A 10874-nucleotide genomic window follows, 5' to 3' on the forward strand; every position below is an offset into this window, starting at 1 on the left:
GGGCGTGGAAATGGTTGCCTCTGTTCGTGGAGGAGAGCGAGGTCGTGGTGATCGGCGCCGGGCAGGCGGGACTGTCCAGCGCGTACTTCCTGCGCCGGCTCGGTTTCGAGCCGGTCGTGCTGGACGCGGCGGAAGGGCCCGGAGGGGCGTGGCGGCACCGTTCGCCCACGCTGACCATGGACAAGGTGCACGGCGTCTTCGACCTGCCCGGCCTGCGCCGCCCGCCGGAGACCACGGGCCGGCGGCCGGCCGCCGAGGTGGTGCCGGGCTACTACGCGGACTACGAGCGCGAGCAAGGGCTGGAGGTGCTCCGGCCGGTCAGGGTCGACTCCGTGCGGCGCGGGCCGGGCGGCCGGCTGGCGGTCGTGACCGACGCGGGGGAGTGGGCGGCAAGAGCCGTGGTCAACGCGACCGGCACATGGACGCGACCTCACTGGCCGTACTATCCGGGAGCCGCCGGATTCCGCGGGCGCGCGCTCCACTACGTGAGCTACCGCGGGCCGGCGGAGTTCGCCGGCCGTCACGTGGCCGTCGTGGGCGGCGGGGCCTCGGCGATGCACGTGCTGTCCGAGACGGCCGGGGTCGCCGCCACGACGGCGTGGTTCACCCGCCGCCCGCCCCTGTTCAGGGACGACTTCGACGAGGAGGCCAGGCGGGAGGTCGTGGCGATGGTCGACGAGCGCGTGCGCGCCGGCCTGCCGCCGCAGAGCGTCGTCGGCGTCACCGGCCTGCCCTACACCACGGTCGTGCGCGAGGCGCTCGCCAAGGGGGCGCTCGACCGCCTGCCGATGTTCGACCGCATCACCGAGCACGGTGTCGCGTGGAACGACGGGCGGACCGTCGAGGCCGACACCATCATCTGGGCCACCGGCTTCCGCTCCGCCCTCGACCACCTCGCGCCCCTGCGCCTCAGGGAGCCGGGCGGCGGCATCACGGTGGACGGGACCCAGGTGGTCAAGGAGCCCGCGCTCCAGCTCGTCGGCTACGGCCCGTCGGCCAGCACGATCGGCGCCAACCGCGCCGGCCGCACGGCCGCCCGCAACGTCCGCGACCACCTCGCCGCCACGCCCGCCCGCCCGGCCGCCTGAAACCCGTGCCCGCCCGGCCCGTCGGCCCGCTGGTGCGTGCGGCAGCCGGGTGCGAGGCGGGCGGTCACCGTTCGGCGACGCCGAAGGCGGTCCAGCCCCGGTCGGGGAAACCCGCCGCCCGCGCCACGGCCGCCGACGCGGCGTTCTCCAGGGCGTGCAGGTACGTCGGCACCGCCCCTTCGTCGAGCACCCGCCGGGCGGCCTGCGCCACCAGCCTCCTGGCCAGCCCGCGCCCGCGCGCCGCCGGGGCCGTGACCACCGCCAGCTCGTGCCCGTACGCGTCGTGCCGTTTGATCCCCACCCCCGCCAGGTGCTCGCCCGTGCCGGGGTCGGTGGCCACCAGGACCTCCCCGCCGAAGGGGTGCAGCCAGGCCGGCACGCCGGGGTCGGTGGCGGGCCGCCACCGCCCGGCGTCCTGCAGCGGGGCCGGGCGGGTGGTCCAGCGGAAGGCGGCTTCGAACCAGCCGCGCTCCGCGTAGGCGACGATCTTGGCCACCTCGGCCATCGTCCGCGCGGCGGCCACGCGGGTCACGTGCTCCGGTGGCACCGACAACACGCCGCCGTCCGGGGTGCGGACGCCGAGCGCCGGGTGGATCTGGCCGTCCCAGCCGGGCAGGGTGCGCCGGCGGGAGCCGGTGACCTGGAGTTTCTCCGTGGGCGGCCAGGCGCCGAGCCACTCGCGCAGATGATCGTCGATCGCCACGAGGCCACTCTAGGGAGGAGGAAGGATATCGATTGCGGCAGGGGGCCGGTCACCCGGGCGAAGAGGGTCGACACACGGTGTTACACCGGGTTAGCGTCCTGACATAAGGATCTTTATCGGGTCAGGAGGTCCCCTATGGACGTTCCCGGCTACACCGAAATCCGGGAACTCGGACACGGCGGGACCGGGCGGGTCATGCTCGCCGTACGCGACTCCGACGGGCTGGCGGTCGCGATCAAGCACCTGTCCGACCCGCTGCGCGAGGACGACGAGTTCGCCGGCAGGTTCAGGGCCGAGGCGCAGGTCATCCAGGAGATCGACAGCCCGCACACGGCCCGCGTGCTGGACTACGTCGAGGCCGGCGACGACGCCGTCATCGTCATGGAGCTGGTCGACGGCGTCACGCTCCGGCGGCTGCTGGCGGACGAGGGCGCGACCGGAGCGGAGTCGGCGCTCGTGGTGCTGAAGGGGGCGCTGCTCGGGCTGGCCGAGGCGCACGAGCGCGGCGTCGTGCACCGGGACTTCAAGCCCGAGAACGTGATCATCACCAGGGAGGGCGAGAGCAAGCTCGTCGACTTCGGCGTGGCCGCGCACGTCGGCGAGACGGCCGACCTCGTCGGCACCCCCTCCTACATGGCTCCCGAGCAGTGGGACGAGGCCCCGGCCGGCCCGGCGACCGACGTCTACGCCGCGACGCTGGTGTTCTTCGAGTGCCTGACCGGCCATCGCCCCTTCCAGGGGACCGACGTGGCCGCCCTGGCCTACCAGCACCAGCACGTCCCGCCGCCGGTCGAGGAGGTGGACGAGCCGCTGCGGCCGATCGTCGAGCACGGCCTGGCCAAGGACCCCGCGGCCCGGCCGGAGTCGGCGCGCGTGTTCCTGGCCGAGCTGGAGGGCGTCGCGCTGGCCTCGTACGGGCAGGACTGGGAGCAGCGGGGACGGGCCGGCCTCGGCCTCCTGACCGTGCCGCTCACCGCGCTGCTGCCCCGGCCGCAGCCGGCGGCCGACGGGGGCTCCACGAGCCTGTTCCACACCACGATGGCGCCCGCGACCAAGTTCGCGGTGACGGGCGGGCTGGTGCTGGCAACCGCGGCGGCGGTGGTGTCGGCGTTCGTGGTCCTGGGCGATCCGCCCGAGACGAGGAGCGGCACCGCCCTTCCGCCGCCCGCGACGGCGTCCGCGTCCGTGGCGGCGCCGGCCACCCCGACGGCGGCCTCCCCGACGTCCGCCGCGCCGACCTCGCCGGAGCCGGAGCCGAGCGTGTCGCTCAAGGAGACGCCACCGGCCGTCACCCACGTCGGCCGGCCGGACACGCCGCCCGTGGTGAGGCCGCGCCCGACCCGCGAGCCGACCCGCGAGCCGACCCGCGAGCCCACCCGGACCAGCCGTCCGGAGCCGACCCCGCCGACGACCCCGCCGACGACGTTGCCCACCGCCGACGACCCGCCCGCCACCGACCCTCCTGACGATCCGCCCGACGACCCGCCGCCCGGCACGAACGAGCCCGACCCTCCGGTGCGGGACAGGGAGCCGCTCCTGTCGGTCTCGGTCTCGGTGTCGCTCGGCCTGCCGGTGCTCGGCGGCGACGGCGACGGCCTGGTGGACGCCGGCATCGGCCTGGGCCTGGGCTCCAGCCTTCTGGGGGTCGTGCTGGTGCCGGGGTCGGTGCTGCTCGGACGGCAGATCGTGGTCCGCAGGGTACGCCGGTCGCGCGAGCGGGGCCGGCCGTGAGTTGCGTGCCACGGGCCATGATCGTCTACTATCGGCGTCGAATAGAGGGCGTCCCCCCCGGCCTGAATAACTCCTGACCGGAACTCGCCCTGCGGTTCGGGGTGAGGAGAACAGTGGCGGTTGCGTCACCCGCCGTCCGGTCGTACGGCCCTGCCCGCGAACGCAGCGGGGCCGGCCTGCTCGCCACCGCGCTGCTCGCCGGGCTTCTCGCTGGGCTTCTCGGGGCGGCGCCCGCGCACGCCGACCCCAAGCCCACGGTCAAACGGCTGAAGAAGGAGCTGGCCGGCCTGCAGAAGGAGTCGGACAAGCTCATCGCCGGCTACTACAGCAGCCGCATCGCCCGGGAGAAGGCAGAGAAGGCGGAGAAGGCCGCGCGGAAGAAGCTGACCGCCGCCCAGAAGGTCTACGACCGCCACTCCACCGAGCTCAGGGCCATGGCCGTCGCCCAGTACACCGGCGGCGAGCCCGGCGCGCTCACCCTGCTGTCCGGAGAGCGGGAGCCGACGGCCCTCTTCGGCCGGATGGCCCTGGCCCGGCACCTCGTCGCCCGGCAGGACGCCAGGTTGCGCGACCACGCCAGGGTCAGGGACGAGCACCGTCAGGCGACCGGCGAGGCCGCCGCCCGCGCCAAGGAGCTCGCCCGCACGACGGGCGACCTGGAGGAGCGCAAGGAGAAGGCCGAGAAGCAGATCGAACGCATCAAGGACAAGATCGACCAGTTGCACGAGGCGCCGGGCGTGCGGCGCTCCGACGGCACGTGGGTGCCGCAGCTGCCCGAGGGGTCCGACCACATCACGCCCAGGATGCGGCTGGTCAGGAAGCTCATCCAGGACCGGTTCGACGTGCCGTACGGGATCGGCTGCTTCCGGGCGATCCAGGACGGCGGCGAGCATCCGCTCGGACGCGCCTGCGACTTCATGCTGAGCCGCGGCGGCGCCATGCCGTCGGCGGCGGAGCTCGAACGCGGCGACCAGATCGCCAAGTGGGCGATCAAGAACGCCAAGCGGCTCGGCATCATGTACGTCATCTATCGCCAGCGCATCTGGCACGCCACGTCCGGGACGTGGCGCACGATGTCGGACCGTGGCGGCACGACGGCCAACCACTACGACCACCCGCACATCTCGGTCTATTGACCGGTCAGTCCTTGGCCAGGGCCGCCAGCAGGCGGTCTTCGGTGACCTCGGGACCGGTCAGCTGCTCGGTGATCGCGCCGTCGCGCAGCACCACCACGCTGTCGCAGTTCTCCACCAGCTCGGCGACGTCGGACGAGATGAGCAGGATCGCCAGCCCGTCCACGGCGAGCTCGTCGAGCAGCGCCTGCATCTCCAGCTTGGTCGCCACGTCGACCCCGCGGGTCGGCTCGTCCAGCAGCAGCACCTTGGGATGCATGGCCAGCCACCGGGCCAGCAGCACCTTCTGCTGGTTGCCGCCCGACAGCTCGCCGGCCGGCTGCCGGGGCGAGACCGCCTTGATCCCCAGCCGCTTCATGAACGTCGCCACGATGCCGTCCACCTGCGCGTCGGACACGATCCCGGCCCGCGACAGCCGGGGCAGCGCGGCCAGCGCGATGTTGTCGCGCACCGACAGCGTGGGCACGATGCCCTCGGTCTTCCTGTTCTCCGGCACCAGGCCGATCCCGGCGCGTACGGCGCTCCTGACCGACCACTTGCGGGCCCCCGGCGACGGGCGCGCGCCGGCCACCGTCACCTGTCCCGCGTCCACCGGCAGGGCGCCCGCGATGGCGCGGGCCGTCTCGCTACGGCCGGCGCCGAGCAGCCCGCCGAGCCCGACCACCTCGCCGGCCCGCACCGCCAGCGACACCCCGTCGAGCACGTGGTGGCGGGTGAGGCCCGTGGCCTCCAGCACGGGCACGTCGGCGGGCTCGTCGGCCTGGCCGGCCGCGAGCGGCGGCTCCACCGGGTGGAACGGCCGCCCCAGCATGAGCGAGACCAGCCGCAGCCGGTCGAGCCCCGCCATCGGCCCGGTGTGCACGACCCGGCCGTCACGCAGCACCGTGACCCGGTCGCAGATGCCGAACAGCTCTTCCAGCCGGTGGGTGACGTAAATGACCGAGCGGCCCTCCTCGCGCAGCCGGGTCACGGCGCCGAACAGGGTCTCCAGCTCGGCGTGCTCCAGCGCCGAAGTCGGCTCGTCCATGATGACCAGGCGGGCGTCCGCGGTGGCCGCCCTGGCCAGGGCGACGAGCTGGCGGGTGCCCTCGTTGAGCGAGGCGAGCGGGCGGCGCACGTCGACCCGCAGCCCGTACGCGGCCAGCACCTCCTCGGCACGGGCGTGCACGGCCGCTGCGTCGATCAGCCCGAGCCGGCCCCGCGGTTCCCTGCCGAGCAGCAGGTTGCGGGCGACGCTCATGGTGGGGACGAGGTTGGTCTCCTGGTGGATCGTGGCGATCCCGGCCCGCCTGGCGTCGGCAGGGCCGGCGAACCTGACCGGGTCACCGTGGACGCGCAGCTCGCCCGCGTCGGGCGGGTAGACGCCGGAGAGCACCTTCACCAGGGTCGACTTGCCCGCGCCGTTTCCGCCGACCAGGGCGTGCACCTCGCCGGGGCGTACGGACATGGTGACGTGGTCGAGGGCGGTGACGCCCTGGAAGGTCTTGAGAACGCCTGCCACCTGTAGCACGGTTGCCTCCGCCTTGATGGTGGTCGAGCAAGAAAACATTCCCGTAACGGGTTTGTCACATTCGATCAGTAGGGCGATCAGAACTGGGCGACGTGCAGGCGCACACCCCGGCCGCTCAGCTCGTCGAGCACGTCGCGGGGCGCGGAGTCGTCGGTGACCAGGTGGTCGATCTGGTCGGCGGGCACGGTCTGGACCATCGTGTCGACGCCGACCTTGGTGTGGTCGGCCAGCACGACGACCTCCTCGGCGGCCGCGGCCAGCGCCCGGTCGACGCCCGCCACCTGCACGTTGGGCGTGGACAGGCCGCGGTCGGCGCTCAGCCCGTTGCCCGAGATGAACGCCCTGCGCACCCGCAGCCCTGCCAGCGAGTGCTCGGCCGCGCTGCCCACCAGGGCGAGGATCGACCCGCGCAGCGTGCCGCCGGTCAGCATCACCTCGACGCGCGGCGAGCCGGCCAGCACCTGGGCGACCAGCAGCGAGTTGGTCACCACGGCCAGCTCGGAGTGCCGCGTCAGGCGGCGGGCGAACTCCTGCGTGGTGGTGCCGGGCCCGACCACGATGGCGTCGCCGTCCTCCACGAGCGCGGCGGCCAGCTCCGCGATGGCGGCCTTCTCTGCGGACTCGAGCGAGACCTTGTGCGCGTAGCCCGCCTCGCGCGACAGCTCGCCCGGCAGGGTGGCGCCGCCGTGGTGGCGGTTGAGCAGGCCCTCCGACTCCAGGGCGCGCAGGTCGCGGCGGACGGTGACCTCGGAAGAGCGGACGGCCTGGGCGAGCTCGCGCAGCGACACCGCGCCGTTGGCACGCACCAGCTCGAGGATGCGCTGCCTGCGTTCGGCGGCGAACACGGGCCTGCGGCCGTCGCTCTGCGTGTCGCTCACGTCCCGATCATATTCGACGCGCCAACATGCGTTCACCTCTGACCGAACGCGAACGAATCTGATCGGAAATCTTGACCGGCTCGGTCCGGCAGTGCTTACTTTGGAGCATGTCAGGGTCAAAAGCTGTCCGAACGTGATCAGCGCACCGAAAGGACCCCCCTTGCGTAAGCCCCTCGTGCTGTTGCTCGCCGTTCTGATGTCCGTCTTATGGCAGGTGCCGCCATCCGCCTCCGCCTCCTCCTCTGCCCCTTCCTCTGGCTCGGCCGCGGTCGAGCGGCACGGCCTGCGCGGCGACTACTACCTCGCCTCGGCCGCGGGCGCGTTCGACTTCGCCGAGCTCAAGGCGAGCGTCGTCGACCCCAACCTGGAGCTGGCCGACCTGAACCCCGTCTTCACGATGCTGACGGGCAGGGAGGACGACGTCACCGTCCGGTGGACCGGGCAGATCCAGCCCGAGCACTCCGAGACCTACACCTTCTCCATGATCGGCGACAACGGCTTCCGCCTCTGGATCGACGGCAAGCCGATCATCGACCACTGGGTGGACGACTGGGACAAGGAGCAGACCGGCACCCCGATCGCCCTGGAGGCCGGCAGGAAGTACGACGTCAAGGTCGAGTACTTCGAGCACTACGGCGGCGCCCACCTGCGGCTGCGGTGGCAGAGCCCGAGCCAGCCGAAGGCCGTCGTCCCCGCGGAGGCGTTCACGCTGCCCGAGGACTTCGAACCCGGAGGCCCGGCCGAGGCCCGGCTCGACGAGGCCGGCGACGTCGCCACGCTCACCTTCCCCAAGGCGCTCGCCGAACTGCCCGCGGGCACGGCCGGCAAGCTCGCCGTCACCGTCGGCGGGACGGCCTGGCCCGTGACCTCGGCGACCCTGAAGAGCCCCGAGACCGTCGAGCTCAAGCTGAAGCACCCGATCCCCGCCAAGGCCGGCAACACCGTGCGCACCGGCTACGACGGCACCGGCGGCATCACCTACGCCGACGGCACCGAGCTGGCCGCCTACACCTACGGCTACGTGCTCAACGCCTCCGCCTACATCCTGCGCAGCAAGTGGGCCGACGACGTCGACCCGGCCAAGCCGCTGCCCGAGTACCCCAGGCCGCAGCTCGTCAGGGACCGCTGGCAGAGCCTCAACGGCACCTGGCAGTTCGGCCCGGCCAAGGAGGGCGAGGCCGCGCCCATCGGCCGTGACCTGCCCGAACGCATCGTCGTGCCGTACCCCGTGGAGTCCCAGCTGTCCGGCATCGGCCGGCACGAGGAGCGCATGTGGTACCGCAGGACGTTCGAGGTGCCGCGCGGCTGGCGCGGCGAGCGCGTCCTGCTGCACCTCGACGCGGTTGACTGGCAGGCCGCCGTCTACGTGAACGGCAAGCAGGTCACCACCCACAAGGGCGGATACGACCGGATCAGCGTGGACGTGACCGGCGCGCTCAAGCGCCACGGCCGCCAGGAACTGGTCGTGGGCGTGTACGACCCGACCGACACCGGCAGCCAGGCCGTCGGCAAGCAGCGGCTCAACCCGGGTGGCATCTGGTACACCACCGTGTCCGGCATCTGGCAGTCCGTCTGGCTCGAACCGGTCGCCAAGGACCACGTCGAGCGCGTCGACGCCGTGCCCGACGTGCCGGGGCAGGCGGTCAAGGTGACCGTGCACGGCTCGCCGGGCACCGTGATCGTGACGGCCAGGGACGGCCGGCGCGTGGTCGGCAGGGCCACCGGCAGGACCGGCGAGGAGCTCAGGATCCCGGTGCGCAAGCCCAGGCTCTGGTCTCCCGACGACCCCCACCTGTACGACCTGGAGGTCAGGCTCAAGCGTGACAGGGTCGAGTCGTACTTCGGGATGCGTTCCATCGAGGTGTCCGGCAACCGGATGCTCCTCAACGGCCGGCCGGTCTTCCAGATCGGCCCGCTCGACCAGGGCTTCTGGCCCGACGGCATCTACACCGCCCCGACCGACGAGGCCCTGCGCCACGACCTGGAGCAGACCAAGGCGCTCGGCTTCAACGCGGTGCGCAAGCACGTCAAGGTCGAGCCCGACCGCTGGTACCACCACGCCGACAAGCTCGGCCTGCTGGTCTGGCAGGACATGCCGTCGACCGTACGCGCCGACGACAGGCCCCAGTTCGAGACCGAGCTGCGCGAGCTGGTCGACCAGCACCGCAGCAGCCCGTCGATCGTGATGTGGGTGCCGTTCAACGAGGGCTGGGGGCAGTACGACCAGGCGCGCATCGCCGACCTGGTCAAGGGCTGGGACCCCTCGCGCCTGGTGAACAACATGAGCGGGGTCAACTGCTGCGGCGCCGTGGACGGCGGCAACGGCGACGTCAAGGACTTCCACATCTACCCCGGCCCCGGCAACCCCGGCAAGCCCGAGGGGACCAGGGCCAACGTGATCGGCGAGTACGGCGGGCTGGCCCTGCCGATGGTCGGCCACACCTGGTCCGGCGGCGGCTGGGGCTACGCGGTCGAACCCGACCCCGAGTCCCTCACCGACCGCTACGTCGGCATGATCGAGGAGCTGGAGCGGCTGCACGCCTGCGAGCAGCTCAGCGCCGCGATCTACACCCAGACGACCGACGTCGAGACCGAGATCAACGGCCTGATGACGTACGACCGGGCGGTCACCAAGCCCGACGTGAAGCGCGTCCACGACGCGCACAAGGCGCTGACGGGCGCGATCAACCCGCCCTGCGCCTGAGCTCCGCCGTGCCCGGGCCTCGTGGCCCGGGCACGGCTCCTGATAGGAAAGGAACGCCATGACCCCCCATGTCCGGGCAGCCGCGCTGACGCTGGCCGTGCTCCTCACCGCGTCGGCCTGCGCCAAGTCGGAGGAGCCGCAGAGCGCGCCCGCCGCCACCAGCACCGCCGGGCAGCAGGTCGTCCAGAGCCCCACCGGCTCGGCTGGGCCCACGTGCACGCTCGAACAGTTCGGCGGCACGAAGTTCGACCTCAAGACGGCCACGGTCGGCTTCTCCCAGTCGGAGAAGGAGGCCAACCCGTTCCGGATCGCCGAGACCAAGTCGATCCGGGACGAGGCGGCCGAACTCGGCATCAAGGACCTCAAGGTCACCAACGCCCAGTCGCAGTTCTCCAAGCAGATCACCGACGTCCAGCAGCTCATCGCCCAGGGCGTGCAGCTCCTGGTGATCGCCCCGCTCAACTCCGACGGCTGGGAGCCCGTGCTCCAGCAGGCCGCCGCCAAGAAGATCCCGATCATCACGGTCGACCGGCAGATCAACGCCAAGCCGTGCAGCGACTATCTGACGTTCATCGGCTCGGACTTCTACGAGCAGGGCAAACGCGCCGCCGACCGCATGATCGACGCTCTCGGCGGCAAGGGCAAGGTCGCCATCCTCCTCGGCGCCCCCGGCAACAACGTCACCACCGAGCGGACGAACGGCTTCAAGGACCGCGTCAAGGAGAAGGCGCCGGGCATCACGATCTCGTTCGAGCAGACCGGCGAGTTCGCCCGCGAGAAGGGCCAGCAGGTCACCGAGCAGCTCATCCAGTCCAACCCCGACATCAACGGCATCTACGCCGAGAACGACGAGATGGCCCTGGGCGCCGTGACCGCGCTGAAGGGCGCGGGCAAGGAGGCCGGCGACATCAAGATCGTGTCGGTGGACGGCACCCGCAGCGCCGTCCAGGCCATCGCCGACGGCTGGCTGCACGCCGTCATCGAGTCGAACCCCCGCTTCGGCCCGCTGGCCTTCGAGACCGCGCAGAAGTTCCTGGACGGAGAGGCCATCCCCGACAAGGTGATCATTTCCGACCGGGACTACGACACGACCAACGCCAAGGACTCCCTCGGTGAGGCGTACTGAC

Annotated in this window: 8 protein-coding genes; 5 read left to right on the forward strand and 3 right to left on the reverse strand. The window is 72.2% G+C overall.

The genetic code is table 11. The features are described from left to right. Nucleotides 1-14: 14 nt before the first annotated feature. The gene (locus ACTWPV_RS17190; RefSeq protein ID WP_443152529.1) at nucleotides 15-1088 is read left to right on the forward strand and encodes an FAD-dependent oxidoreductase; all 1074 of its coding nucleotides are present in this window, start codon (nucleotides 15-17) and stop codon (nucleotides 1086-1088) included. A 64-nt stretch (nucleotides 1089-1152) separates the two neighbouring features. On the opposite strand, the gene ACTWPV_RS17195 is transcribed toward ACTWPV_RS17190, so the two are convergent. Beyond that, nucleotides 1153-1791 (reverse strand): GNAT family N-acetyltransferase, encoded by a 639-nt coding sequence (locus ACTWPV_RS17195; protein WP_443152530.1) that lies wholly within the window; start codon nucleotides 1789-1791, stop codon nucleotides 1153-1155. Between the two features lie 135 nt (nucleotides 1792-1926). On the opposite strand from ACTWPV_RS17195, the gene ACTWPV_RS17200 reads away from it, so the two are divergent. Continuing rightward, nucleotides 1927-3522: a protein kinase domain-containing protein gene (locus tag ACTWPV_RS17200; protein WP_443152531.1), complete on the forward strand. Its 1596-nt coding sequence runs from the start codon at nucleotides 1927-1929 to the stop codon at nucleotides 3520-3522. Between the two features lie 113 nt (nucleotides 3523-3635). Further along, the gene (locus ACTWPV_RS17205; protein ID WP_443152532.1) at nucleotides 3636-4658 is read left to right on the forward strand and encodes a coiled-coil domain-containing protein; all 1023 of its coding nucleotides are present in this window, start codon (nucleotides 3636-3638) and stop codon (nucleotides 4656-4658) included. A gap of 4 nt (nucleotides 4659-4662) precedes the next feature. Here the strand turns inward: ACTWPV_RS17205 and ACTWPV_RS17210 are convergent, their stop codons facing one another. Further along, on the reverse strand, nucleotides 4663-6156 hold the full coding sequence (locus tag ACTWPV_RS17210; protein WP_443152533.1) for a sugar ABC transporter ATP-binding protein: 1494 nt from the start codon (nucleotides 6154-6156) through the stop codon (nucleotides 4663-4665). 86 nt (nucleotides 6157-6242) lie between these two features. Then, nucleotides 6243-7043, reverse strand: a complete 801-nt coding sequence (locus ACTWPV_RS17215) for a DeoR/GlpR family DNA-binding transcription regulator (protein ID WP_347644945.1) — start codon at nucleotides 7041-7043, stop codon at nucleotides 6243-6245. A 160-nt stretch (nucleotides 7044-7203) separates the two neighbouring features. Here ACTWPV_RS17215 and ACTWPV_RS17220 point away from each other — a divergent pair, with 160 nt between their 5' ends. Both ACTWPV_RS17220 and ACTWPV_RS17225 read left to right on the forward strand, forming a co-directional pair. Beyond that, nucleotides 7204-9747 carry a PA14 domain-containing protein gene (locus ACTWPV_RS17220; protein ID WP_443152534.1) on the forward strand — a complete coding sequence of 848 codons (2544 nt, stop codon included), beginning with the start codon at nucleotides 7204-7206 and terminating at the stop codon, nucleotides 9745-9747. A 58-nt stretch (nucleotides 9748-9805) separates the two neighbouring features. Beyond that, nucleotides 9806-10873, forward strand: coding sequence for an ABC transporter substrate-binding protein (locus ACTWPV_RS17225; protein WP_347644947.1), 1068 nt, complete (start codon nucleotides 9806-9808; stop codon nucleotides 10871-10873). The last annotated feature ends 1 nt before the right edge of the window (nucleotide 10874 follow it).

This window comes from Nonomuraea sp. KM88, assembly GCF_052245635.1.
Taxonomy (GTDB): domain Bacteria; phylum Actinomycetota; class Actinomycetes; order Streptosporangiales; family Streptosporangiaceae; genus Nonomuraea.

What these genes read in the sequence shown, in the direction of transcription:
- ACTWPV_RS17200 (WP_443152531.1), top strand. Translation starts at nt 1,927, where the DNA reads ATGGACGTTCCCGGCTACACCGAAATCCGGGAACTCGGACACGGCGGG.
- ACTWPV_RS17225 (WP_347644947.1), top strand. Translation starts at nt 9,806, where the DNA reads ATGACCCCCCATGTCCGGGCAGCCGCGCTGACGCTGGCCGTGCTCCTC.